Below are 24,407 nucleotides of genomic sequence, written 5' to 3' on the forward strand. Positions count from 1 at the left end.
CTGCTTACTTATCCCCTCAAATTTTTGATTTTTAGTATTTCGTCTAATCATAATGGGGCATACTTAGTTCAATATCTACTAAGCACGAGTATTTTTTGTGGTTAAAATCTATTTTAATCCTAAGAACGTGAACGGTGCAGACTCTTTAAATTCTGCATTGGATTTTCCGTTATAAGTGCGGTTATTGCTGAGGTCAAGTTTCATCACTTTTCCTTTAGGGCTTAAATCAAAATCTTTAAGATCTACCCAAAAAGTGTTGGGAGTGAAAACCGTTTCAAAATAATACACCAGGTTTTTCTGATCCGAAACAGAACGCCATCTTGTTGACGAAATATTAGGTTCTGTTGCAGAAGTGATTCCATAAGGAACAGAACAGTTTCTGATCACACTGAAAACACTGGCTACTGCTGTGCGGGTATCTGCAGTCTGAGGAATCGCATTGATATAATAAGAAGCTCTTACAAAGCGGTCTGCAGCACGGTTTGTTCCCGGAAGCATAACCGTTCCCGGAATGCCCTTCCAGTAGTTGTTAAGAGCAAGCTGCTCTTCAAAAACCGGAGAGTTGGTCATTACCGTATAAGATGGATCATGATGAATAACCAATTTTCCATCAATATATTCAAAAACAGCATTGTCTCCTGAAGCGTCGGAAATGGAAAGATGAACCGTTGTAAATCTTTCTGTTCCAGGAATATAATCACTTACAATAACGAAAGGTTCTTTTCGGGAGAATTCTACGGCCTCTTTTACTGTAGCAAAATTATCAAGATAATATTGTGCCCATAATGAAATGGCAATTCCCTTTTTACTTCCTTTTCCATCGAATTTTGGGTATTGGGATTCTCCTAGCCAGAGCAGGTTAGCTACCAGTCCCTTTTCATTCATTCCGTCTGCTGAAGCAATATCCCATGAAGAGCTGATGAGGCTGCCGTATTTGGCGGTCCATTTTACAGATTTTGGGCCTACGAGTCCGTTGCGGTCTATTCCTTTCGGGAGAACCCATAAGTTAGCGGGGATTTCGTCACGCCAGTCCATAGAACGAGCTGTAATAACAGTATTCTGGGGGCCTTTGTAAACTACCCTTGTACAGGCTTCTGAAGGATTCCATAATCCTATAGAGAGGATCAGAGAAAATAAAATTAATGGGAACTTTTTCATAATAGTATTATTTAAATTTTATATTGAATTCATTGAGAATAATTCAATGGATTTTTATCATATTCATTATTTGGTGATATAAATTTAGCAAAATTTGTTTAAATAAAACAATTATTAAGGTTAATAATATGTAATCCATGTTATGAATCATGATTAAAGAGTGCATAACCTGATTATTGGATTTTTTTTCGTATATTTTAGATATTTGACATGAAAAAGGGGGAAAAATGAAGAATGTTTGAATGTATTTTTGATTCTTTTTTTGCTGTAAATTTCTCATAAATACTTGGTGGAGCAGACTTTAAATTTAGATACCACAAAGAAGAAAGCTGTTTGAAAAAAACAGTATATTTGATATATAGACTGAAAAGATATATGAATTTTATAGAGTGCCATGAAGAACCTATCCATATTCCGGGTTCTATTCAGAGTTTTGGTTATTTGATTGGCATTGATGCAGAATCCCATACCATTACTTTTTTTAGTAGGAATATTGCGGATTTATTTAAAGTCGGAAGTTCAAAAGAACTGTTCGGAAGAAAAATTACTGACTTTCCTGAAAGTTTTCAGAGCATTATTGATTCAGAAATCTATATGTCACTGGACAAGTTTACCAGACGTAAAAATGAAACCTATTTCGATAAAATTTTTATCAATGATAAAGAGTATCATTTTTCTGTTTTCAGAAGTGAACTTTATATCTTTCTGGAGTTTGAAGAAGTAATCATTAATCCCAATAAACGGATCTCCAATAAATATGATAACTTTTACATCATTGATAATGAAAAGGAACTCTGGAATCATCTTCTGGAAACGCTTTCGAAGGTGATCAACTATGATCGGATGATGGTCTATAAATTCATGATGGACGGTTCCGGAAAAGTAATTGCCGAAAAGAAGAATGAAAACATGGAAAGTTTCCTTGGGCTTCATTACCCGGAGTCTGATATTCCAAAGCAGGCAAGGGATCTTTATCTTAAAAAAAGAAAAAGAATCTTCAGCAATGTGTATGCGGATACCGTTCCTATTTTAAGCAAAAGCGCAGAGAGCATTGATCTCACTTTTTCAGCATCAAGAGGGATGTCACCAGTCCACGGGCAGTATCTTAAAAATTCGGGAGCAGCTTCAAGCTTCAGTGTTTCCATTATTATCGATGACCATCTTTGGGGATTGGTTACCTGCCAGAATGTGGAACCCAAACATATTGATCTTGAAGACAGGGTGCAGGCCGGAATTTTTACAACACTTGCTGCCAATGCTTATTCATCTTTTAAATCAAAAAGCGAACTGAATTACCGTTTGGAGCTGAATGAGAAAATATCTCAGCTGAAAACGGAATTTTTGAAACATAATCATCTCTTTGATTCTCTTATTGAATGTAAAAAAGAGATCAAAAATTTACCTGAAGCAGACGGACTTGCTATTATTTCGGATGAAAATATAATTACAGACGGCAACACACCTGATGTTGAAACATTAGGAAGAATTGCAGAATGGGCTCTTGGGAATACTGATGAGCGTATCTACGTGAGCAGAAGCTTTCTTAAAGATCACGGTAAAGAACTTGAATTGACGGATAATGCGGCAGGAATTGCCATCTATTTTATTGAAAGAGATAAGAATGAAATGCTGATCTGGTTCAGAAAAGAGTTTGATGAACATATCAACTGGGCAGGAAATCCGGAGAAAAAAATAGAAGTGTTTTCTCAGAATGGAGAGGAAAAACATATGATATCACCAAGAACTTCATTCCGGATTTTCACAGAAAATATCAAAGGGTATTCTAAAAGATGGAATTCCAGAAATGTAAGTGCTGTACAGGCTGTAAGGGATTTGATTTTAGAAACTTCCCATAAAAATTACAACGCCATCAAAAGGCTTAATGATGAGCTTAAAAAAGTAAATGAAGAACTTGACAGTTTTTCTTACACCATCTCACATGACCTTGGTACTCCTCTGACCGTAATGAAACTAAATGCACAGATGCTGTTGGGAAATCTTGCTGCTGATGCTGAAAAAAGTAAAACCAAGATCAATTCAATTATTGAGGAAATCGACAATATGGCGGAAATGATGCATGATGTGTTGCAGCTCAGCCGAGCCAAACACAGCGAAATACAGCTTGAAAGCCTGAAAACAGCTCATACAATTGAGAAAATTTCCGAAAATGCCAAGATGACCTATGGCAGCCCGAACAGTGAAATTATCATTAAAGAATGTCCTGATGTACTGGCTGATAAAACCATGCTTCATCAGGTATTTCTGAATATCATCAACAATGCTGTAAAATATTCTTCCCATAAAGAGCTTCCGAAAGTGGAAATTGAAGGGGCAGAGGACGGGCAGACCATTATTTACAGAATCTCAGACAACGGTATCGGTATCCCTGTGGAGGAGAAGCATAAAATGTTTAAAATCTTCAACCGGATGGATAATGCCAAAAAGTTTAAAGGAAACGGAGTAGGGCTGTCTATAGTACACCGCATCATGAAAAGATTGGGAGGAGATGTAGATTTTGAAAGCAATAGTGAAGGGACTTCCTTTATTTTAACGTTCAAAAAGCCTTATATTTGAGAAACTTTTAAAACGTATTTATGGTATCAGAATATCTAAAACAGAATACAGCAGAGTATCACGATGCAGCAGAAAAACTTTTTAATTCTGAAAAGATTTTCAACAAAACTTTCACTTTAGAAGACTATAAAAAAATCATTCATACCAATTACCTGATGCTTCTTCACAGCGAAGATAAAATATTCAGAAGCCTTTCTGATAAGTATGCAGAAAGACTTCAGCTTGATGCGAGAAAGAAGCTTTCACTTATTGAAAAAGACCTGCAAAGTCTTTCTCTGAAAAATCAGGAAGTTTCTCATCCCCTAGAGTTCAATAACGAACATGAAGCACTTGGAGCGATGTATGTGATTGAAGGTTCTACGCTTGGTGGAAATGTAATTGCAAAGCAACTTTCCAAAACGGAGGGTTTTGATGAGGTAACTTTCAACTTTTTCGGATGCTATCAGGAAAATACGGGGCCAATGTGGAAAAACTTCAAGGAAGTTCTGGATACAGAAATCGCGGAAGAAAACTATAGTGAAGTGCTTTCCGGGGCGAAAAAACTATATATGTTTTTACTGAACGTTAACTAATTTATTTTAATTCTAATTAAATTCCTGAAAAATTGCTCAATTTTTCAGGAATTGTTAAATTTGGGGAGTTTCAAATTTAAACTTAACTAACAAAAAATAATTTTTAAAAAGTAACAATATGAAAGTAACTGTAGTAGGTGCAGGCGCTGTAGGAGCAAGCTGTGCAGAATACATCGCAATGAAGAACTTCTGTTCAGAAGTAGTTTTGGTAGACATTAAAGAAGGGTTTGCTGAAGGGAAAGCAATGGATTTGATGCAGACCGCATCTCTTAACGGATTTGATACGAAAATTACGGGTACAACAGGAGATTATAGCAAAACTGCAGGTTCTCATGTAGCAGTAATCACTTCAGGGATTCCAAGAAAACCTGGAATGACAAGAGAAGAATTGATCGGTATCAATGCTGGTATCGTGAAAGAAGTTACTGAAAACTTAGTAAAACATTCTCCGGAAGTAATCATCATCGTGGTTTCTAACCCGATGGATACTATGGCTTACCTTGTTCACAAAACTTCAGGTCTTCCTAAGCACAAAATCATCGGAATGGGTGGTGCTTTAGACTCTGCAAGATTCAAATACAGATTAGCTGAAGCATTAGAAGCTCCAATTTCTGATGTTGACGGAATGGTAATCGCTGCTCACAGTGATACAGGTATGCTTCCATTATTGAGCAAAGCGACAAGAAACGGTGTTCCTGTAACTGAATTCTTAAGTGATGAACAACAGAAATATGTCATCGAAGAAACTAAAGTAGGAGGAGCTACGCTTACGAAATTATTAGGAACTTCAGCTTGGTATGCTCCAGGTGCAGCAGTTTCTGTAATGGTTCAGGCGATTGCATGTGACCAGAAGAAAATGATCCCTTGTTCTTTAATGCTTGAAGGAGAATACGGACAAAACGATATCTGTCTTGGTGTTCCTGCTATTATCGGAGCAAACGGAGTAGAATCAATTGTAAACGTAACTTTGACTGCTGAAGAGCAATTGAAATTCGCTGAAGCTGCTAATGCAGTAAGAGAAGTGAATGGAGATCTTAAATTTTAATAAGTACCTGCTTTAAGCACGAATTAAAATAATAAACCCCGGCTGTTTCAAAGAAACAGCCGGGGTTGTCTTTTGAGCAATATTGAATCATAACTTTTGAACCATTCAAGAACGGAGAATTAAGGTTGATAAAGAAAAATCATTGATTTTTTAAGCTTGATGGTTTAATGGTTTCTCTCATTAGCTTCAGTTTCAATATATCCGATAATTTTATTCCAATCTTGGCTTAAGAAAAACATTCCGTAATATTCTTTTCCAAGTACACTTATAAATCTTAGTTTATTCCCAGAATAATTTTTCAGATTGGAAACCAAGGTTTCCACCTGTTGTGATAATTCATAGTTTCCATTTTTATGAGCACTATATTTTCTGATGGTGTACACGCCAATCATATTTTCTCTCTCAAAATTATTGCTGTTGCTTATCTTAATTTTATATTCTGTAATATCATCAAGAAATTTTCTTTCTTTTTTAATTAAAGTAAATGCTTCTTCAATAGTTAACATGTCAATGTTTTTATTTCATAGATCCCGGAAGAATTCTAACTTCATAGGGAATATTCTGTTTTCCCCAGCTGCAGAGCTGGTGCATCACTTTTGTCAATTCTGATCCGCTGGGTGTAATATGATATTCAACTTTTAAAGGAACTTCATTGAATATTTTCTTGGTAATCAGATTTGATTTAACCAATTCATTGAGTACAGAAGATAATACATTATCTGAAATTCCAACCAACGCTTCTTTCAGTTGGGAGAATCGGGAGACATCACAAGTGATTAATAATAAGACCTCTGCTACCCATCGTTTACCAATAATTTTTAGTACTTTATTCAGGGTACATCTGTCGTCCAGATAATGTTCATTTATTGAATTGGTAGAACTCAGCTTCTTTTTACTCATACTCATTTATTTATTAGTAGCTCACAATGGGCTACAAGTGATTTCCGGTGATTTTTTCAACATACATTTGTCTTATAAAATTACGGTTTTTAGTCTATAGTTTAATAATTTAAAAATCAGTAAAATGAAAGCATATCAGGTAAGCAAAGAGTACAGTATATCTTCTCTTGAGCTGGTGGATAAATCCTATCCAAAGCTTTTACCCAACGAAGTATTGGTGAAAATGAAAGCCAATTCTCTTAATTACAGAGATCTTATGGTCGTAACAGGCTTTTCTTCGTGGCAGCCTCCCGTAGGAAGAATACCGGTTTCTGATGGAGTAGGTATTATTGTTGAAAAAGGAAGTGAAGTAACAACCTTGGCTTTAAATGATCGTGTTGCCGGATTATTTTTACCTAAATGGATCGATGGAAAACTGACAGATGAAAAAATAGGCGGTTCTCTTGGCGGTGCAAAAACAGATGGTCTGCTGCAGGAATATGCCATATTTGATCAGAATGAAGTCATTAAAGTTCCCGATTTTTTAAGTGATGAAGAGGCTGCAACGTTACCTTGCGCAGGACTGACGGTCTGGCATGGCGTGATTGAAAAAGGAGATATTAAACCAGGGAGTACAGTTCTCATCCAGGGTACAGGAGGTGTTTCTCTGTTTTCTGCTCAATTTGCTTTAATGGCAGGTGCAGAAGTGATTTTGTTGTCAAGTAGTGATGAAAAATTGACTTTAGCTGAAAAAATGGGGATTAATCACCTTATTAATTACCGCCAAATTCCCGAGTGGGAAAAGAATATCATGGATATTACCAGTGGAAGAGGAGTAGACCATATTGTAGAAGTGGTAGGAGGCCGTAATATCATCAGATCAATGAATGTAATTGCCCTTGATGGAACCATTGCTGTTATTGGTCTGATGGGTGGATTAAGTGCTGAGCTGGATACAGCGAAAATTATGTCCAGACAAATCAGGCTGCAAGGAATTGAAGTGGGTTCTAAAGAAATGTTTAGTCATATGAATGAAGCTTTGGCAGCACATGGGATACATCCTGTTATTGATAACGTATATTCTTTTGATGATGCTAAATCTGCTTTTTATCATCTGGAAAAAGGTGCAACAGGAAAAATTGTGATAAAGTATTAGGTTTTACTTCGAAAAAGACTTGTTGATATCAACAAAAAAATCACTGGAAAAACAGTGATTTTTTATTTTTATTTAGGAATATGAGTTGGACTCGTTTCAGCTTTTCAAAGTTCTGCTATCTTTTCAAACAGTTTAGGATAAACTGTTACTAATCCAGTTTCATCGATTGAAATCTCTGCTTTAAAATCATTTTCTAAATTTTCATATAGGTATTTATTAACAGATGTCCGGGTATATTGCTGCTGTACAGGTCTGATATGATGGTTTAATACATCAATATAGAGGACATCAATTTTCTGAGAACTGTTTTCTGAAAGCTTTAAATTGTTGACGGGTAAAGTGTTGGTAAAGGGGGTCAGAGAAATATCTATGAATTTAAAATTATTGAATTCCGGATTTATAACATTGTTAATTTCCCATTGGTCCTGAATTCTTTTTCCGGCAAGTGTCCTTTTTACCTTATTGATCTCCGATTCGATCAGGAAGTCCTGAACGATCCAGGCTTTATCAATGTGAATTTTATACTCTATACTATATATTTTATCTTCAAGACAGCCGATGATCTTTGATTCTACAGTGTAATTTTTATCATTGGATAATAGATTGAAATATTCAAGGGACTGATAATAGATTCCTTTCCAGATCAATGTTTTCATATTATATGATTTGACGTATTATTAAGAGATGCAAGTTAATGAATGCTATGGCTGGTTGCAAAAAAGAGCGGTAAAAACCGCCCTGAACAAAATTTTATCTAACAAATATTTTTTACATATAAACACATCCGCATCCTGTTTCCCATTCCTGGCACAGGCGCATAGGTTCAGTACAGCCAGGGTCACCGCCGCCGCCCTCAGAAACTCTGTAGCATGTACCACCACTGCAATAGTATGAACCTATAGTTGGCGGACAATTGCCATCCATATCACACAATGCATAAGGAGTGTCTCCACCACTAATCAACACAAGCTGATTTCTCTTTAATTTTTTTAAATTTTTCATAGTAATCATTTTTAATTTGTTGATTACTAATGTAAAAAAAATTAACACACCAGCAAGTGTTTTAATGAATGTGGTAAAATTACTCTATATCTAAAGTCATGAAAAGTGCAATTTCCTCTGGATTTTCATACAATCTTGTATTCAGTCCGGTAATATTGAATCCCATTTTTCTATAAAATTGTATTGCAGGATAATTGGTATTCTGTGTTTCCAGTTCAATCACTCTGGAGTTCAATTTTCTGGCTTCTTTAATGGCGCTTTTAATCAATTTAATTCCGATTCCCTGTCGTCTGTATTTTTCGTTGACCAGGATATTTTCAATATAAAAACTATTGTTCCATGTTCTTTGTTCACAGATAATCCAGCCTGCCAATTCTTCATTAACAAAAGCACCGAAAGAATTTCCCTGTTCAATGATGGTATTCAATTCTTCAAGATCTTCAGAAGTCGTTTCCCATATTTTGTGGTAAGGCAAAGACTTCTCTTTTAAAATAAACTCAAAAGAACCTCCAAACTCAATAGAGGAAACCACATATCTTACATCCGTTGTATACCCGTTATGTCCCCAATCCATACTTGGATTAGAGGTTAGTTTTTGTAATTTTTTTATTTCCACCCTTCCATATTTTTATTTTAGTGAATTTCAGTACAGATTTCTATTAGATAATTGTTGGGATCTTTAATATAAGCTGTTTTTTGTCCCCATGGTTTTAAAGCAATATCTTCATAAAGAACAGCGCCGTTTTGTATTGCCTTTTCTACCAAAGCCTCTACATTATCTGTCGTAAACCCAAGTTCCATTCCGAAAGGTTGGTCTTCAGTTTTTGCCGTTATAAATCCTTTTTTAATATTGGACTGAGCCAGGCTCACAGAAGCGAATGAGAGACTTGTTTCTCCGCTCAGGAGCTCACCATAATCTTTTTCGGGAGTGATGAATTTTATTTCAAAGCCAAAGGTGTTTTTATAAAAGCTCATAGACATTTCTACATCTTCTACATAGAGAATGACATACTTGAATTTGATCATATGATTGAATTTAAATGTTTTTATTTCTTGTTGATAATATATTCTTCATCTATCATCAGTTTTATATGAGGCCCATGTAAAGGATACTCTTTAAAACTTCCAAAATGACCGAAATGAAGAGGGTATTTCTGGCTAAGCTGCCGCACTTTACGTCCAAATGAATTGATGTCAACCTTTTGAATGGTTTCTTTTTTCTGTCTGCCATTGGTGAAAAAGAGCATCAGATTACAATGATCTTTAAAATCAAAATCATTATAATAAAATACATGAAGGTTTTCTTCCGTGGATATCTGCGACAAATCATTAATAAGATCTTGCTTATACTGCAAAGGCAGATTACAATCAATTCTGGCAGCATAATTTTCTGCATTGCTTTTTTTGAAGTCGGAACCCACCATCTGAATGAAACGGTGCTCTATATTTTTGAATTCCTCTCTTTCCGGAGGATAGTTTTTGCTGGATTGAATGGTAAAAGGAAGACTTGCATCCAATAATACTGCATTTTCACGGATCAATAATTCTTCAACCTCTTCAGCAAACTGAAAATGAAAATCAAAAAGCATATGGTCTCCAATATTGATGATGATTTGATTTCCATCGATATTCAGGTGTAAATATGTTTTCTTGAAATCTGATTTTAGTGCTTCCAGTTTAGGAATAAAATCATCTGTATTTTTAACCTGGATTCTTGCTGCCAGTTCAGCAGGAGTATCGGCATGTCCTCCAAGTCCAGGAAAGAATTTGAAAAACTGAAAGTCATATAAATGGTCTGGGAATTTGAAATACCAGTATACGCCTACTATCATTGGTTATTAAATAATTTAGAAATTAAAAAACTGTATAAATTTTGATAATCTGGATTTGAATTCAATTTTTTCATAATCTTTATCAGGATTATATATTTTAATGTCAACCTTATTTCTATCTTTGATTACAAGCCCGGAATGATTTTCAAGGTTTGAATTAATTTGTTCCAATAGTCCCAATTGGAGCATCACATCTAATATTCTCTCTCCATCCGCAAAATCTTCATAAATATTAACGGGAAGAGGATGATAGTCAGGCGTAGACTTAATATAACGAGAAAAAAAATAAGGATCAAGATCCCCAAATTCCATCCCAAAAATAAAAGGAACTTCAATCTGCTGTTTTGTAGTTACATTTTGAAAATGACAATGAAAACCATGAAGGAAATATCTCCATTTACCTACTTTTCCACTCTGAGTTCTTCTACTTCGACCTTTGAAATAATTAAAAGCAAGAAAAGGGAAATCTTTGTTTAGTTTTACTTTCTTCTTTTCAAAAAATAAACAGACCAGTTTTTCTCCAAGTTTTCTGTAGTCTTTTGCACACTGTACAAAAAATAATTGGTTGGCAATTATCTCTTCTTTTGTAATGAGTTTCTTTACTTCAATTTTAGGCTCCATCGAATGGATATCTATTTGAAAATGAGGAAGATTTTTCGTTAATTGTTCACCATAATCCTCTCTGATATGATTGATTGGATGATCAAAAACTATTCTGATTATTTTTTGTCGAGGAATATTTCTGAGGTAATCAATACAAGGAAGCTCTTGTATCGATTTAGCAGTTATTACATGAGTAGTTCTTTCCAAAACATTAAATCAATGATTAGTTCAAATTTAAATAAAATTTCACACTCCAAAACTTTCAAAACCCTTAAATTTGTTGTCAATAAAAATTTACTTGGATGCTTAGGAACATTTCAATTGCGGCAGCTACTTTATTGTCCGTAGTTACAATCAATGCACAGAAGAACAGAAATACTCAACTGGAAAGACCCAAATTAGTTGTTGGTCTGGTAGTAGACCAGATGCGTTGGGACTATTTGTACCGTTTCTACGGTAAGTATGGGAATGATGGTTTTAAAAGACTTTTGAATACAGGATATTCTTTGAATAATGTACATATTCCTTATGTTCCTACCATTACGGCTTTGGGGCATACATGTATCTATACAGGATCTGTACCGGCTATTCATGGTATTGCCGGAAACGACTGGACGGATAAAGAAACAGGTAAAGGAGTTTATTGTACCGCGGATGAGAGCGTTCAGCCGGTAGGAACTACCAATACAAAAACAGGAAGCCACTCTCCGAAAAATCTTTGGTCTACCACAGTCACAGACGAATTAAGACTGGCAACGAACTTTCAGGGAAAAGTTGTTGGTGTCTCTTTGAAAGACCGTGCTTCCATTCTTCCTGCAGGCCATACTCCAAACGGAGCTTTCTGGTTTGATGACAGTACAGGAAATTTCATTACCAGTACATGGTATATGAATGATCTTCCACAGTGGGTAAAATCATTCAACTCTCAGAATCTTCCTGAGAAATTAGTAGCGAATGGCTGGAATACTTTACTTCCAATCAACGAATATACAGAAAGCGCACCGGACAATTCTCCTTGGGAAGGTTTGTTGGGAAGTGCAAAAACACCTACTTTCCCTTACAGTAATCTAGCAAAAGACTACCAGACTAAAAAAGACAATATCCGTTATACACCTTTCGGAAATACTCTGACTTTAAAATTGGCTGAAGCTTCTGTAGAAGGTGAAAAACTAGGTGGAGATAATATCACAGACTTTTTAGCCATCAACCTCGCATCTACAGATTATGCAGGACATAAATTCGGACCGAATTCTATTGAAGTAGAAGATGTTTATATCAGACTAGATCAGGATTTGGCAGAATTCTTCAAATATCTTGATTCAAAGGTAGGAAAAGGAGAGTACACCGTTTTCCTTTCTGCTGACCATGGTGGAGCACATTCTGTAGGATTCCTTAAAGAACATAAAATCCCGACAGGTTTCTTTGGAGAAGATGCGGAAAAGAATCTGAACCAGAAACTGAAAGAGAAATTCGGAGCCGATAAACTGGTCAACGCCATTGATAACTATCAGGTTTATTTCGACAGAAAAGTATTGGCAGACAAAAAGCTTGAATTGGATGATGTTAGAAACTTTGCTGTAAAAGAAATTGAGAAGGATCCTACCGTTTTATATGCTGTTTCTGTAGACAAAGTTCAGGAGTCAAGCATTCCGGAGCCTATCAAACAAAGAATTATTAATGGAATCAACAGACAGAGAAGTGGGGATATCCAGTTAATTTCTCATGATTCTATGCTTCCACCATATTCTAAAACAGGAACTACACACAGTGTATGGAATTCTTACGATTCTCACATTCCATTAATCTTTATGGGTTGGGGAGTGAAGCAGGGAGAAAGCAACAAAGAATATCACATGACAGATATTGCTCCTACGGTATCTTCCTTATTGAAAATCCAGTTTCCAAGTGGAAATGTAGGAAATCCGATTACCGAAGTTATTGGTAAATAAATTGAAAATTTCAGATCATAAAAAAACATCCCAATTTGGGATGTTTTTTGCTTTCATAGCTTACGATGTTCTTATCATTTGCTGTATCTGTTTATGAAACTTCTTATTCTGTTTTCTGATTTTTATAATAGAATATAGAAGCAAAACGATCAAAATGCATCCCAGAAGAACTGAAGCCATTTTAATATAACGATAATGAGATTTCAGTTTCTCACTTTTCAAAGCTGTTTCCTTGTTGTGGTTGTCGATCACCTGATTAATAGATTTCAGTTCATTCTGCTTTCTTTTAAATCTCATTTCCATGTGTTTTTTGTTAAACTGCTGATAGAGATTCTGTTGTCCCATAGCAAGATAATTCTCAGCCAATTCTTTATAAAGTCCTTCGTTCAGGATAATATCTCCGGTATTTTTAGAAAGATCCTCAGCTTTTAGTAAAAGGCTTATCGCTGTTTGATTTTCATGTCTTTGTTTGTGTATTTCAGCAATTCCTTTCAAAGCGAATGCTTCCAGACTTTTACCATAATTCTTCCGGGCATAGCTGACAGACTGTAAAAATGACTCTTGTGCCTTGTCAATCTCATTAAGGTTCAGATAACAGTACCCAATATTGTAGTATACCACACTCATATTGGAGTAAGTGGTTTTCTTTATGGGAACCTTTTCATAATTTCGTATAGAAATCAGGAATTTTTCCAGAGCAATTTCTGAATTAGACTGACTTTTATATACCATTCCTCTTATTGCGTAGCTTGCAGCCGTTTCAATATATTTCTCCGGATTTTTTTCAGGAATTTTTGCAATATACTGTTCTGCCTCATTCAGTGTTTCTAAGCATTTGTTGAAAAGTTCCATTTGCTGATATTGGATCGCCACTGAGATGAGAACACCTGCCTGGCTTCTGGCATCATTGGTTTTCTGAGACAGTTCTTTTGCTTTTAAAATATATTGTAAAGACTCTTCAAAATTTCTTTTAGCAATATTGGCTGTTGAAAGCAGCATATAAAGATTAATGGAAGTTTTGATATCATGAGATTTTTTTAATAATTGTTCTCCGATTGTGATGGTATTATCGGGGTTGTCGTAAATTTCAAGTTTGGCCTTTCTTAGTAAGATACTATCAGGTGTCTTTTGTGCCTTCATACCATTACAAAAGGCAACTAGCAACACTATTATTTTAAAAATTAATTTCATAAGGCTTTTGTTTTACTGATTTCCTGAATATAGGCATTGGGAGACATTCCGGTAACAGATTTGAAAACAGTAGTGAATGCACTGTGTGATGAGAATCCTGAATATTCTGCCAGATAACTTACTTTATAATTAAGAAAAGTAGAATCAGTTCTTAATAACTGTACAATATGATTGATTCTAAGCTTGTTAATATATCCGTTGAAGTTTTTTTCCTTATTATTAATAATTTCTGAAAGGTATTTTGTATTGATTTCCATTTGAGAGGAAAGCAGAGACAGAGACATGTTTTTATTCAGAAACCGGTCGGATTTTTCAAATTCTTCCAGCTTTTGGAGAATTTCATCTTCTTTTTCCCTGGATATTTTTGTTGTGCCAGGATCTTTTGTCGCTGGAGTTGTTTTGTGTAAAATGATGGGTTGAGATTTTTGACTGATCTGTTTTTCAAAGAAATCAAACTGTTTTTTTAAGTCTTTATTTTTACTTTTTATGAGTAAAAAATAAGTAAGCAAAACCAGAATGATCAAAGATAAAATCAGGATTAGAAACCAGAAAGATCTTAGAAGCAGATGTTTCTGAAATTCAATATTTTTATTTTGATTGGTTTCCACAAGCTTCACAAGGTATCGTATTCCTTCTTTTGAGCTGGAATCTGTTTTTGTTTTTACATCATTGTAAAGTTTATTGTACTGATGGTATTTTGCATCATTATGTAGTGCGTAGTAATTACGGGAAAGTGATTCGTAGATTTTAATTTTTAAATTATTAAAAGGAAGATTTTCAATCAATTGAAGACCTGCTTCCAGTTTTTCAATAGCTGTTGCATAATCTTGTCTCAGAAAATAATATTGGGAGAGGTTTTCATAGGCCAGAGCTAAAAGAAAAGGTTGGTTTTTCTGATGTTCAAGATCTGTAATAATACTGTCTATAAGGGTTTTATATTCAGGTAGTTTATTTAGTTTCAGCAGATAGGAAGATCTGAAAATTCTGTTTTCAATTGTTAAAATTCTATTCTCTTCATTATAATCGCCAAGGTATTGATTACTCTGATCTAGAATTTTTAAGGCTTCAGGATAGTTTCTGTTGATTCCCGAGTTCAATGCCTGAAGCTGATATAATTTTGAAGTGGTAATTCTTAATGCCGGACTATTGCTTTTAAGAAGCTTCTGATCAGACAAGAGATGAGAAATAATTCTTTTCGATTGATTGTACAAACCCAGATTCTGATACTGATCGGCAAGGTTATAATCACTGAAGACCTGCATACAATAAGAAAGATCGTTTTTCTGATCAGGCTCTTCTTTTTGAGCGAAAATATTGACAGATTGTACATATTCCCCCTTCATGGCAAAAGCTTGTGAAATAATATTTTGAAGTACAATTTTGTGTTCCGCGTTTTGATCACTCACAAGAATTCCCTGGGTATAACTTATGCATTCGTCAGGATTCTGATATAATTTCAGAAATGCTTTATCTGCTAACATATTGAAGTCCGGACCGGACTGCCCTTTGGTGGTAAGGGAGCAGAAAATAAAAATAAACAGTAAAGTTTGAAATAATTTTTGTCTCGTTAATTTGCTTTTTGTGTTTTTTTGAATAATTCTGGTAAAATCCATATTCAAAATATTGTTTTGTATCTATTTAGTTATCAGTCTTGTAAATAATAAGTTCTTTTAAAATTCACGAATTATGAAAGCCAATTTCTTTTGGCAAGGTGAATATTGTATTAATATTGTTTTCACCAATTCGAAACGCTAAATATAATAAAATATGAAAAATTTTTACAAAGTATCAATGAAAATGTTGACAGCTTGTCTTTTTCTGAAATTTGGTTTTGCAGAAGCTCAGCTTACGGTAATAGGTTTGGGAAATTATAATGTAGGGGCAGTCTCTGACAATGGAGTGGTAAGCATGCATACAAGCGCAGGAGGAATATATAAATGGAATGCAGCAGGAGGACTTGTACAGATAGGTTCTATATCAAACGGTTATCCGGCAGCGGGTAGAACTGTTGTTTCGAATGACGGAACCAAAATTTCGTCCTCTATAACAAATGCAGCAACGGGATTTAATGAAATATCAACCTATGATGTAGCTACTTCGACCTGGGTAAACAGAGGCGGGCTTGTTCCTACAGGATGGGACGGTAGTGTAAGTTCAACCTGGGGGATGACTACCAATGGAAGCACGATTGTAGGTTTAGGTTTTCTTACTGCTGCAAACGCACATGCTGTGAAATGGGATGAAGTAAACGGAATGGTAGATCTGGGAAGTATCGTTGCAGGACGCAGCTCCAGAGCAAACGCAATCAATGCGGCAGGAACAGTAATTGTAGGTTGGCAGGATGAGCCAAACGGAACAAGAAGTGGGGCTAAATGGCAGGATGGAGTAGAAACTTTTATTACTGATAATAATGGAAATAATGTAGGGGAAGCAGGAGGAATTTCTGCAGATGGAAATACAATCATAGGCTCAGCAAATCCTAATCCCTATGTCTGGAATGCTGCAAGCGGACTTACTTACATAACGCATCCTAATGCTTCTTTCAGCTTCAAAGGAGGAGCAACAGGAATTTCTGCGGATGGAAAAAAAGTAATTGGGTATTATAGAGCATTTGGAGCACCTCCTATGTCAGGGGAAGGTTTTATCTGGACTTCTGCTACCGGAAGGATCAATCTGAATGATTATGCAGCCTCTTTGGGAATTGCAACGAATGGAGTAACCATGGGGCTTCCCTTGGCCATTTCACAGGACGGAAAGAAAATTGCCGGATCAGGGACGAATGCTTCAGGGCAGATGATCGCTTTTTATCTGGATACTTCTCAATTTTTATCGGTGAATGATGCAGTGAAAGAGAAAAATAATATGGGTGTCTATCCTAATCCTGTGACTGATATTCTATATTTTAAAGGAACAGGAAAAATAGAGAAAGCCGAAATTTATAATATGGTGGGACAAAAGGTAAAATCATTTGATTCGGTAGAAGGGCAGATTGATGTTTCATCCCTGTCAAAAGGAGATTATATTTTGCAATACTCTATGAAGGGAGGAAAACAAGAGACTTATAAATTCATTAAAAAATAACATATATAAATAGTAAAGTAGTGGGATGAATGGCTGTTTTCAATATTGAAAGCGGCCGTTCTTTTTTGTGTATATAGCAAAAGGATAGCATGTTTTGTATAGAAAAGTCTGGTTTTTGGTGAATACATATAAAAAACTATCTTTGCAAAAATTTTGGTTTCCAGTATTTTGGAATGAAAAGGGAATCGGGTGTAACTCCCGGACTGTCCCCGCAACTGTAAATCGCAACTCAAGTTTCTGCAAAAAACCACTGTTTAATAACGGGAAGGTGCAGAATGCGAAAGTCAGGAGACCTGCCGGAATTATAATTAAAAAACATATTGCTTTCGGAGGAAAAGTAAAAAAGTATGGATATAAAAAGATCTTTAGTACTGCTTTTTTCATCTTATGGCTGTTTTCTTTTTGCACAAGAGAAAGCCATCGATACTGTTTATGTCTTCGACAATCAGATGAATAGGGTGAAACTTTTTCATCCCGTAAAAATAATTTCGGCAGAAGATGCTGAGAAAAACTCCAGTAATCTTTCTGAACTTCTGAGATTTCAGTCACAGGTTTTTATCAAAGAAAATGGCCGTGGTGCCGTTTCTTCACCTTCTTTCAGGGGAACTACCGCTCAGCAGACTGCTTTTGTGTGGAATGGAATTAATATCAATTCTAATTTTCTGGGACAGGGAGATATTAATAATATTGCTTTGTTCGGCTATGATCAGATTGGTATAAAAGCTGGTGGTGGAAGTGTAGTATATGGGAGTGGTGCCATCGGGGGAAGTATTCACCTGAATAATACCCTGGATTTTAATAAAGGCTTCCATGGTTCTTTATTTTCTGAAGTGGCTTCTTTTAATACCTATAATAACTTTATAAAAGGTTCTTACAGCAATGATAAGTTCAGTTTTAAGGCTTCTGGAAATTATTCTGTAAGTGAAAATGATTATAAGGTAAGTGACCTGAACTATATCAACAGAAACGGAAGTTATTACAATACAACGTTCAATGTAGGAGCATCCTATAAAATCACAAACGATCATAAAATTTCGTGGCAGAGCCAGTTTTTTGATTCTTCACAACGCTTTCCTGTATATGAAGAAACGGGAACAAAAACGAAATATAAAACTCAAAGTGTAAGAAGCCTTCTTTCCTGGGACTGGAACAAAACAAAGTTCAGTAATTCCCTTAAAGCAGCTTATACGGAAGAGAATTTTCAATTTTTTGGTTCGTTAAATCAGCCTAAATCAAGTAGTGGAACCGGGAAAAATTATATCTTTAAAAATGACTTTAATTATTTCCTGAATTCAAAGTGGAATTTTAATATCATAGGAGAGTTTCAGGTTAATAAAGGAGAAGGATACCAAAACGGAATATCCAGCGTCAGCAGAAATATTGGTTCTGTTTCAGGATTGTTAAGATATTTTGCAACAAAAGATCTGCGTTTTGAGGGTGGATTCAAGAAAGATTTTGTGGAAGATGTGAAGTCACCGTTGATGTATTCGTTCTCCGGAAAATGGAGTGCAGCAAAATGGTATGATGTAAGCCTTAATGTATCAAAAAACTTCAGATTTCCATCCTTTAATGATATTTATTATGAACCGGGAGGAAATAAAGACCTGAGACCGGAAACCTCTACCCAGCTCGATATGACGAATGTGTTCAAAGCAGGAGATTTCAGACTTACTTTGTCTCCATACTATATGAACATCACAGATCTTATTGCATGGCTTCCAACGGCTAAAGGATACTGGCAGGCATTCAATGTCAATAAAGTTGAATCCTATGGATTAGAATCCCAACTGTCCTTTAGCAAACAATGGGGTAATCATAAAATCCGGGCCAATGCTGGATACTATTATGCAAAGTCTATTGATAAAGAAACGAAAATGCAGAGACCTTACGTTCCTATGCACAGAGGAAATGCCAATATAGATTATGAATATGGTTTCTTTAAACTTTTCGCACAGGGGCAGCTGAATGGCGTTACGTATACTACAAGTGACGAAAAAAGGTCAGATGCCATAGATCCTTATTTTCTTTTAAATATGGGAATCTCTGCAACTTTAGCCAAAAAATATACCTTAGGGTTCAAAGTGAATAATCTAACCAATACATACTACAAAACGGTTTCTTTCTATCCTTTACCCAAAAGAAATTATAGTGTGTATGCAGCAATAAATTTTTAAAAATTAAAATTGATTAAATATGAAAATAACTAAACTTTTAACTGTATTATTTGCAGTAGTGTTATTGTTTAACATTTCTTCATGTTCAAGTAGTTCTGACGAGATTGAAGTTTCTCCAATCACTTATCAGAACGGATATTTTATCTCTAATGAAGGAAACTATAACAGTCAGGGAGCTAAGGTAACATTTGTGACAAGAAATTTAAGCCTGAAGCAAGACGATGTATATGGTTATAACAACAACAAAGAGATTCTTGGTGATGTTCTTCAGACGATTGGTCTTAACGAAAACAAAGCTTATCTTGTATTGAATAACTCTAATAAAATTGTAGTAGTAGACCGTTATACATTCAAAAAGTTAGGAGTAATTACAGATCAGCTTGATAACCCAAGAGGAATTACTTTTGCTAACAACTTCATCTATGTTGCTAATACCAACTTTACTGCACATACTCAAAGTATAACGAAATATAAAGCTTCTGACTATTCATTTGTAAGTAAAATCAATATGACTGAAGTTTCTGATAAAACAGTAGAGGCAGGAGGAAATGTTTTTGTACAGAATGCTTCATCAGGGTACGGAAATAAGATTACTTATATCAATACTTCTAACGATGCTAAAACTGAAATTACCGTTCCAAATGGTCAGATTGGAAATACAGTATCATACAAATCTAATGTTTATACAATTTCTTCAACAGCTACAGATTCTTATATCTATAAAATTTCAAGTACCGGAGCGCTTACACCGGTAATTACGTTGACAGGAATTCCTAATGCTACGAACCTTCAGATTGATAACGATAAAATCTACTTCAGCTCTGCCAATAAAGTATATACAACGAGTTTGGCTATACCTGTAATTCCTGCAACTCCATTATTAACAGCTGCAGATGGCGGTCCTTACTTTACACTGTATGGATTTAATGTTATTGATGGAAGGATTTTTGCATCAGACGTTAAGCAGTTCACACAGGATAGTGAAATGGTAGTATATTCAGCAGTTACAGGTGCTCAGATCAGTTCTTTTAAAACAGGAGGTATCGGTGCTAGTGGAACATACCTGAATCCATAATGTGTGATAACATATAAAGAAATAATTTTTTATTTTTTCATCATTTGTGTTTTTTTCCGGCCGGTTTCGAAGAAACCGGCCGGCTTTGTTTCCCTAGGGAAACAAAAAAAACTGCGGGATGGAACATCCCGCAGGTTTTATATTTTATATCAGTTGAATTATAGGGTTAACCCGAGTTTTTCAGCCTCAGCAATCACAAATTTTGTTGCTTCTTCTTTTTCATTAGGAATTTCACCCTCAAGAATAGCCTCTTTTACCTTCTCTTTTAGAATTCCGATTTCACGGCCTGGCTTAAGGTGAAACATTTCCATAATCTCTTCACCGGTAATAGGAGGTTGAAAGTTTCTTACCTGATCTTTTTCCTCTACTTCTTTGATCTTTACGGCTACATATTCAAAGTTTCTTTTGAATTTCTCCTGCTTTTTAGAGTTTTTAGTGGTAATGTCTGCCTTGCAAAGCGTGAAAAGATCTTCAAGATTTTCTCCGGCATCAAATAAAAGTCTTCTCAATGCAGAATCTGAAGCATCATCCGTGATCAGTGCGATAGGTCTTGACGAAAGTTTCACCATCTTCTGAACATATTTCATGTCACTTCCCAAAGGTAATTTCAATCTCTGAAAAAGTGTTTTTACCATTTTTGAACCCAAAAATTCATGTCCGTGAAACGTCCATCCTGTTCCTTCTAAAAACTTTTTCGTCGGAGCTTTTCCAATGTCATGAAGAAGGGCAGACCAGCGAAGCCAAAGATTATCGGTATTCACCGAAATATTATCCACTACTTCCAGCGTATGATAAAAATTATCTTTGTGAGTTTGTCCTTCTACTTCTTCCACGCCTTTCAATTCTATCAGTTCAGGAATAACCAGCTTCATAAGACCGGTTTGTTCCATTAGTCTTAATCCGATAGACGGTTTTTCAGACAACATTATTTTGTTGAACTCTACCATGATTCTTTCCATAGAAACGATCTTGATTCTTTCTGCTTCCTGCTGGATCGCTTTCAAAGAGTTTTCCTCAATTTTAAAATTTAAAGTTGAAGCAAAACGTACTGCCCTCATCATTCTTAATGGGTCATCAGAATAAGTTTGAGCAGGTTCTAACGGTGTTCTTAAAATTCCTTTTTCAAGATCTTCGATTCCATTGAACGGATCAATCAGTTCTCCGAAGTTTTCTTTATTTAAAGAAATAGCCATCGCATTGATGGTAAAATCTCTTCTTTTCTGGTCATCTTCCAGGCTTCCGCCCTCCACTTCCGGCTTTCGGCTGTTTTCTGTATAGCTTTCCTTTCTTGCTCCCACAAATTCAAGTTCAAGTTCTTTGTACTTGATCATCGCGGTTCCATACGTTTTGAATACAGAAACCTTTAATTTAGGATCTATATCCTGAGCTACATTCTGAGCAAGCTCAATACCGCTTTGTTCCGTTACAAAGTCTATATCTGTAGAAGCTTTTCTGTTCATCAGAAGGTCTCGTACATAACCGCCCACTATGTATACAGACTGGTTATTCCTTTCTGCTGCTTCAGAAATGATTTTAAATAGTTTTAAATTCTTATTTTGATTAAGATTAATTTTCATCGTTAATAATAGTGACAATTTCTACGTATGTTATCCATTAGTCATAATGAGCATACATTCTACTAATTTTTTCCTCTTCATTAAAAAACATAACTTCAACAGCATGTTTATCCATAATCGACTTATAAAATAATGCTACAGAATCTACTCCCGCTGTGGAATGTTTCAGATCAAAATGAAGGTCCGGAAATTTATCCAATGCCTTTCTCCAATATTCACGAACAGCTTCTTTTCCTTTTAAAGAACTTTCTTTACCGCCCGTAGCCAGTGCAATCATAGGAGTTGTAATCTCAATATCATCTGAATAGTGGGAAAGTATATCCTCCAGATCATGAGAATTCCACGCATTGATCCACATTTGAGCAAATTCGTGATGATTCATAGCAAATAGTTTATGAGTTGAGTTTGCAAAGATAGAATTAAAAAAAGAAATCCTGCCGATATGAACTGACAAGACTCTAAAAAGTAAACATAAAAGTTCAGAATTCTTATTCTCTAAGAACTTTTATTCTGTTGTCATTCCATATTTTGATCACCGAAGAACCTGAGTATTTTGAAACTTTTTCTCTGTTTTCTTCCACTGCATAATCTACAAGGCTGATCATCTCCTCAGAAATATCAGAGAATTTTAACGGACTTTTTTCACCACTGAAGTTGGCAGAGGTAGATACCAGAGGTCTGTTCAGCTTTGTTATCAGTTTTTTACAGAAATCATTTTTTACAAGACGAATTCCGATGCTTCCGTCTTCTGCAAGAAGTTCTTTAGGCAAACCTCTTGGGTTTTCATAAACAATTGTTACCGGTTTTTCGCTAAGATCAATAATTTCCCACGCCATTTCAGGAACATCCACAAGATCCTGAAGCCTTTTCTCAGATTCCACAAGAATGATCATGGATTTATTTTTTTCGCGCTTTTTAATGTCAAAAATTTTATTGACCGCTTCTATATTGGTGGCATCACAACCAATTCCCCAGATAGTATCGGTAGGATAAAGAATTGTTCCGCCGGATTTTAATATTTCGATAATATGTTCCATAATTGTATGTGAGTTCAAAGAGTGGATAAAGGTAAAAAATCTGTAAATTTTGGACAAAAAAATGGGGTTTAAATATGATCTTGTTGATCGGTTTTGGCTAAAGCCAATGGAATTTATATAATTTGAAAACGGGCTAAAGCCCATTCCTATTAATGATTGTAGTATGTTTAGAGTTAAATAGGATTATTGATTTAATTAAAAAAAAAATACGATGAATTTTAGAGATCCAATTCAATAGAAATGGGCTAAAGCCCATTTAAATAAAAGAAATAAATCCTCCGGCTTTAGCCAAAACCTACTTAGTTTTTTAAATTATATCTTTCAATAAATTCCTTATATTCCTCTCCAAAGCTTTTTTTCTGATGATGCTTTTCCTGATTTTTAATATAATTTCTTACGCTTTCTATCATAGACTCAGAAACTGATACAGCAAAATATTCATCTTGCCATGAGAATTTTCCTAAAGTAAGTTTATTTTTATTGATCCAATGTGAAGATTCACCTTTTAATAATTGTACAATTTTTTCTATATTCTGATCAGATCCCAGAGAAATAAGACAATGACAATGGTCAGAATATCCATTAATCATATCTAAGAATATACCTTTTTCTGTAGCATATTCTTTAATATGTTTCCAGACTTTGAGACGTATGTCGAATGTATTGAGAAAAGAATCTCTGTTTTTTGTAGAGAAGACAAGGTGAATGTAGATTTTGATAAAAGCCATTTGTGTTGTTTTATCAAAAATAATATTTTTTAGGTTTCGGCTAAAGCCAAAGGAATGGTATATAATATCAAAACGGGCTAAAGCCCGTTCCTATTGATGCTTATAGCGTTATTAAAGATAATGTGATGAATTTAGGGATATTATTCAATAGAAATGAGCTTTAGCCCATTTAATCCTGAGATGAAAATCATATGGCTTTAGCCAAAACCTAATTCAAAAGTATTTTTTAATTTCTTTCTACTACATCCATCCTAATTTTGATAAATACCTTTCCTCAATAATATTCAGGTGGTGGTAATTGTGCCCTACAATTAGTTTTCCGATGGTTTCTACAGTAATTTCATGACCATTGGCGGTACCTGTATTCTGTAAAGCTGAAGGGTGAAGTGTTTCTAATAGAATCTGGGAAGACTTCCTTACCAGTTTGTATTCTTCCAAAAGGGATTCAAGTGTTCTTTCGTTTGCAAAAGATTGGTCTGCATATCCGTTTTCATCAAATCCGGGAAGGTTGTTTTTCTCTCCTCTGGCGAAAGCCAATATTCTGTATTGGAAAACTCTTTCGGTATCAGATAAGTGGAGTAGAAGACCTTTCAAAGTCCATTTTCCTTCGGCATAAGCAAAATTTGATTGTTCTTCAGTAAGATTGGAATAAATTCCGATGGTTTTGTCTGCGGATATCTGCAGTTCGTTAATCCAGTTTCCTGATGGAATCTGATCTAAATATCTTTGAATGTATTTTTGAAAATCGGTCATATTATTTTTTGTTTGGGTTTC

24 protein-coding genes and 1 riboswitch are annotated in these 24,407 nt (G+C 35.2%); of the genes, 8 read left to right on the plus strand and 16 right to left on the minus strand.

Translation table 11 applies throughout. From position 1 onward, the window contains the following. Positions 1 to 108: 108 nt before the first annotated feature. Positions 109 to 1,158, minus strand: coding sequence for a linear amide C-N hydrolase (locus KBP46_RS20540; RefSeq protein WP_062674173.1), 1,050 nt, complete (start codon positions 1,156 to 1,158; stop codon positions 109 to 111). 375 nt (positions 1,159 to 1,533) lie between these two features. On the opposite strand from KBP46_RS20540, the gene KBP46_RS20545 reads away from it, so the two are divergent. From KBP46_RS20545 to KBP46_RS20555, 3 genes are all read left to right on the plus strand, one after another. Beyond that, positions 1,534 to 3,732 carry an ATP-binding protein gene (locus KBP46_RS20545; protein WP_216444045.1) on the plus strand — a complete coding sequence of 733 codons (2,199 nt, stop codon included), beginning with the start codon at positions 1,534 to 1,536 and terminating at the stop codon, positions 3,730 to 3,732. Positions 3,733 to 3,752: 20 nt separating this feature from the next. Then, complete coding sequence (locus tag KBP46_RS20550; RefSeq protein WP_216444046.1) at positions 3,753 to 4,304, plus strand: biliverdin-producing heme oxygenase; 552 nt, start codon at positions 3,753 to 3,755, stop codon at positions 4,302 to 4,304. Between the two features lie 118 nt (positions 4,305 to 4,422). Further along, the gene (locus KBP46_RS20555; RefSeq protein WP_034699354.1) at positions 4,423 to 5,349 is read left to right on the plus strand and encodes a malate dehydrogenase; all 927 of its coding nucleotides are present in this window, start codon (positions 4,423 to 4,425) and stop codon (positions 5,347 to 5,349) included. 164 nt (positions 5,350 to 5,513) lie between these two features. Here the strand turns inward: KBP46_RS20555 and KBP46_RS20560 are convergent, their stop codons facing one another. Further along, positions 5,514 to 5,855 carry an enoyl-CoA hydratase gene (locus KBP46_RS20560; protein WP_216444047.1) on the minus strand — a complete coding sequence of 114 codons (342 nt, stop codon included), beginning with the start codon at positions 5,853 to 5,855 and terminating at the stop codon, positions 5,514 to 5,516. Between the two features lie 10 nt (positions 5,856 to 5,865). Beyond that, a complete protein-coding gene (locus KBP46_RS20565) occupies positions 5,866 to 6,249 on the minus strand; it encodes a helix-turn-helix domain-containing protein (RefSeq protein WP_062674179.1) in 384 nt (127 codons plus the stop codon). A 124-nt stretch (positions 6,250 to 6,373) separates the two neighbouring features. Here KBP46_RS20565 and KBP46_RS20570 point away from each other — a divergent pair, with 124 nt between their 5' ends. Next, complete coding sequence (locus KBP46_RS20570; RefSeq protein WP_216444048.1) at positions 6,374 to 7,384, plus strand: NAD(P)-dependent alcohol dehydrogenase; 1,011 nt, start codon at positions 6,374 to 6,376, stop codon at positions 7,382 to 7,384. Positions 7,385 to 7,488: 104 nt separating this feature from the next. On the opposite strand, the gene KBP46_RS20575 is transcribed toward KBP46_RS20570, so the two are convergent. The 6 genes from KBP46_RS20575 to KBP46_RS20600 form a co-directional block, all read right to left on the minus strand. Then, positions 7,489 to 8,040, minus strand: a complete 552-nt coding sequence (locus KBP46_RS20575) for a putative glycolipid-binding domain-containing protein (RefSeq protein ID WP_216444049.1) — start codon at positions 8,038 to 8,040, stop codon at positions 7,489 to 7,491. 112 nt (positions 8,041 to 8,152) lie between these two features. Beyond that, positions 8,153 to 8,395 (minus strand): hypothetical protein, encoded by a 243-nt coding sequence (locus KBP46_RS20580; protein WP_228432430.1) that lies wholly within the window; start codon positions 8,393 to 8,395, stop codon positions 8,153 to 8,155. Positions 8,396 to 8,465: 70 nt separating this feature from the next. Next, positions 8,466 to 9,002 (minus strand): N-acetyltransferase, encoded by a 537-nt coding sequence (locus KBP46_RS20585; protein WP_216444050.1) that lies wholly within the window; start codon positions 9,000 to 9,002, stop codon positions 8,466 to 8,468. 17 nt (positions 9,003 to 9,019) lie between these two features. Further along, positions 9,020 to 9,412 carry a VOC family protein gene (locus tag KBP46_RS20590; RefSeq protein WP_120232004.1) on the minus strand — a complete coding sequence of 131 codons (393 nt, stop codon included), beginning with the start codon at positions 9,410 to 9,412 and terminating at the stop codon, positions 9,020 to 9,022. Between the two features lie 20 nt (positions 9,413 to 9,432). Beyond that, positions 9,433 to 10,218, minus strand: a complete 786-nt coding sequence (locus tag KBP46_RS20595; protein ID WP_216444051.1) for a hypothetical protein — start codon at positions 10,216 to 10,218, stop codon at positions 9,433 to 9,435. Between the two features lie 15 nt (positions 10,219 to 10,233). Continuing rightward, positions 10,234 to 11,028 carry a hypothetical protein gene (locus tag KBP46_RS20600; RefSeq protein WP_216444052.1) on the minus strand — a complete coding sequence of 265 codons (795 nt, stop codon included), beginning with the start codon at positions 11,026 to 11,028 and terminating at the stop codon, positions 10,234 to 10,236. A 95-nt stretch (positions 11,029 to 11,123) separates the two neighbouring features. On the opposite strand from KBP46_RS20600, the gene pafA reads away from it, so the two are divergent. Beyond that, on the plus strand, positions 11,124 to 12,770 hold the full coding sequence (pafA, locus tag KBP46_RS20605; RefSeq protein WP_216444053.1) for an alkaline phosphatase PafA: 1,647 nt from the start codon (positions 11,124 to 11,126) through the stop codon (positions 12,768 to 12,770). Positions 12,771 to 12,830: 60 nt separating this feature from the next. Here the strand turns inward: pafA and KBP46_RS20610 are convergent, their stop codons facing one another. Together KBP46_RS20610 and KBP46_RS20615 are read right to left on the minus strand one after the other, a co-directional pair. Continuing rightward, entirely contained in the window at positions 12,831 to 13,961 is a 1,131-nt protein-coding gene (locus KBP46_RS20610; protein WP_216444054.1) for a tetratricopeptide repeat protein, read from the minus strand. Next, positions 13,958 to 15,574, minus strand: coding sequence for an AraC family transcriptional regulator (locus KBP46_RS20615; RefSeq protein WP_216444055.1), 1,617 nt, complete (start codon positions 15,572 to 15,574; stop codon positions 13,958 to 13,960). The genes KBP46_RS20610 and KBP46_RS20615 overlap by 4 nt, the downstream gene beginning before the upstream one ends. 154 nt (positions 15,575 to 15,728) lie before the next feature. Here KBP46_RS20615 and KBP46_RS20620 point away from each other — a divergent pair, with 154 nt between their 5' ends. The 3 genes from KBP46_RS20620 to KBP46_RS20630 all read left to right on the plus strand — a co-directional run bounded on the left by KBP46_RS20620 (position 15,729) and on the right by KBP46_RS20630 (position 20,291). Continuing rightward, positions 15,729 to 17,042: a T9SS type A sorting domain-containing protein gene (locus KBP46_RS20620; RefSeq protein WP_216444056.1), complete on the plus strand. Its 1,314-nt coding sequence runs from the start codon at positions 15,729 to 15,731 to the stop codon at positions 17,040 to 17,042. A gap of 137 nt (positions 17,043 to 17,179) precedes the next feature. Continuing rightward, positions 17,180 to 17,358: riboswitch (cobalamin riboswitch) on the plus strand. A gap of 31 nt (positions 17,359 to 17,389) precedes the next feature. Further along, positions 17,390 to 19,216, plus strand: a complete 1,827-nt coding sequence (locus KBP46_RS20625) for a TonB-dependent siderophore receptor (protein WP_123279350.1) — start codon at positions 17,390 to 17,392, stop codon at positions 19,214 to 19,216. Between the two features lie 19 nt (positions 19,217 to 19,235). Further along, positions 19,236 to 20,291, plus strand: coding sequence for a DUF5074 domain-containing protein (locus KBP46_RS20630; protein ID WP_216444057.1), 1,056 nt, complete (start codon positions 19,236 to 19,238; stop codon positions 20,289 to 20,291). Positions 20,292 to 20,449: 158 nt separating this feature from the next. Here KBP46_RS20630 and KBP46_RS20635 read toward each other — a convergent pair whose 3' ends face one another. The 5 genes from KBP46_RS20635 to KBP46_RS20655 all read right to left on the minus strand — a co-directional run bounded on the left by KBP46_RS20635 (position 20,450) and on the right by KBP46_RS20655 (position 24,386). Beyond that, positions 20,450 to 21,868, minus strand: a complete 1,419-nt coding sequence (locus KBP46_RS20635) for a CCA tRNA nucleotidyltransferase (RefSeq protein WP_216444058.1) — start codon at positions 21,866 to 21,868, stop codon at positions 20,450 to 20,452. Between the two features lie 37 nt (positions 21,869 to 21,905). Next, positions 21,906 to 22,250, minus strand: a complete 345-nt coding sequence (locus tag KBP46_RS20640; RefSeq protein ID WP_216444059.1) for a nuclear transport factor 2 family protein — start codon at positions 22,248 to 22,250, stop codon at positions 21,906 to 21,908. 106 nt (positions 22,251 to 22,356) lie between these two features. Further along, on the minus strand, positions 22,357 to 22,905 hold the full coding sequence (locus tag KBP46_RS20645; RefSeq protein WP_216444060.1) for an L-threonylcarbamoyladenylate synthase: 549 nt from the start codon (positions 22,903 to 22,905) through the stop codon (positions 22,357 to 22,359). Positions 22,906 to 23,204: 299 nt separating this feature from the next. Then, complete coding sequence (gene tnpA / locus KBP46_RS20650; RefSeq protein WP_216444061.1) at positions 23,205 to 23,633, minus strand: IS200/IS605 family transposase; 429 nt, start codon at positions 23,631 to 23,633, stop codon at positions 23,205 to 23,207. Between the two features lie 240 nt (positions 23,634 to 23,873). Further along, complete coding sequence (locus KBP46_RS20655) at positions 23,874 to 24,386, minus strand: DinB family protein (protein ID WP_062674210.1); 513 nt, start codon at positions 24,384 to 24,386, stop codon at positions 23,874 to 23,876. Positions 24,387 to 24,407 lie beyond the last annotated feature (21 nt).

It is taken from the genome of Chryseobacterium sp. PCH239, from assembly GCF_018924625.1.
Taxonomy (GTDB): Bacteria; Bacteroidota; Bacteroidia; order Flavobacteriales; family Weeksellaceae; genus Chryseobacterium; species Chryseobacterium cucumeris.

Excerpts from the sequence above, each read along its gene's own strand:
- KBP46_RS20540 (WP_062674173.1), bottom strand. The coding sequence starts at position 1,158 with ATGAAAAAGTTCCCATTAATTTTATTTTCTCTGATCCTCTCTATAGGA.
- KBP46_RS20545 (WP_216444045.1), top strand. The coding sequence starts at position 1,534 with ATGAATTTTATAGAGTGCCATGAAGAACCTATCCATATTCCGGGTTCT.
- KBP46_RS20550 (WP_216444046.1), top strand. The coding sequence starts at position 3,753 with ATGGTATCAGAATATCTAAAACAGAATACAGCAGAGTATCACGATGCA.
- KBP46_RS20555 (WP_034699354.1), top strand. The coding sequence starts at position 4,423 with ATGAAAGTAACTGTAGTAGGTGCAGGCGCTGTAGGAGCAAGCTGTGCA.
- KBP46_RS20560 (WP_216444047.1), bottom strand. The coding sequence starts at position 5,855 with ATGTTAACTATTGAAGAAGCATTTACTTTAATTAAAAAAGAAAGAAAA.
- KBP46_RS20565 (WP_062674179.1), bottom strand. The coding sequence starts at position 6,249 with ATGAGTAAAAAGAAGCTGAGTTCTACCAATTCAATAAATGAACATTAT.
- KBP46_RS20570 (WP_216444048.1), top strand. The coding sequence starts at position 6,374 with ATGAAAGCATATCAGGTAAGCAAAGAGTACAGTATATCTTCTCTTGAG.
- KBP46_RS20575 (WP_216444049.1), bottom strand. The coding sequence starts at position 8,040 with ATGAAAACATTGATCTGGAAAGGAATCTATTATCAGTCCCTTGAATAT.
- KBP46_RS20580 (WP_228432430.1), bottom strand. The coding sequence starts at position 8,395 with ATGATTACTATGAAAAATTTAAAAAAATTAAAGAGAAATCAGCTTGTG.
- KBP46_RS20590 (WP_120232004.1), bottom strand. The coding sequence starts at position 9,412 with ATGATCAAATTCAAGTATGTCATTCTCTATGTAGAAGATGTAGAAATG.
- KBP46_RS20595 (WP_216444051.1), bottom strand. The coding sequence starts at position 10,218 with ATGATAGTAGGCGTATACTGGTATTTCAAATTCCCAGACCATTTATAT.
- pafA (WP_216444053.1), top strand. The coding sequence starts at position 11,124 with ATGCTTAGGAACATTTCAATTGCGGCAGCTACTTTATTGTCCGTAGTT.
- KBP46_RS20610 (WP_216444054.1), bottom strand. The coding sequence starts at position 13,961 with ATGAAATTAATTTTTAAAATAATAGTGTTGCTAGTTGCCTTTTGTAAT.
- KBP46_RS20615 (WP_216444055.1), bottom strand. The coding sequence starts at position 15,574 with ATGGATTTTACCAGAATTATTCAAAAAAACACAAAAAGCAAATTAACG.
- KBP46_RS20620 (WP_216444056.1), top strand. The coding sequence starts at position 15,729 with ATGAAAAATTTTTACAAAGTATCAATGAAAATGTTGACAGCTTGTCTT.
- KBP46_RS20625 (WP_123279350.1), top strand. The coding sequence starts at position 17,390 with ATGGATATAAAAAGATCTTTAGTACTGCTTTTTTCATCTTATGGCTGT.
- KBP46_RS20630 (WP_216444057.1), top strand. The coding sequence starts at position 19,236 with ATGAAAATAACTAAACTTTTAACTGTATTATTTGCAGTAGTGTTATTG.
- KBP46_RS20635 (WP_216444058.1), bottom strand. The coding sequence starts at position 21,868 with ATGAAAATTAATCTTAATCAAAATAAGAATTTAAAACTATTTAAAATC.
- KBP46_RS20640 (WP_216444059.1), bottom strand. The coding sequence starts at position 22,250 with ATGAATCATCACGAATTTGCTCAAATGTGGATCAATGCGTGGAATTCT.
- KBP46_RS20645 (WP_216444060.1), bottom strand. The coding sequence starts at position 22,905 with ATGGAACATATTATCGAAATATTAAAATCCGGCGGAACAATTCTTTAT.
- tnpA (WP_216444061.1), bottom strand. The coding sequence starts at position 23,633 with ATGGCTTTTATCAAAATCTACATTCACCTTGTCTTCTCTACAAAAAAC.
- KBP46_RS20655 (WP_062674210.1), bottom strand. The coding sequence starts at position 24,386 with ATGACCGATTTTCAAAAATACATTCAAAGATATTTAGATCAGATTCCA.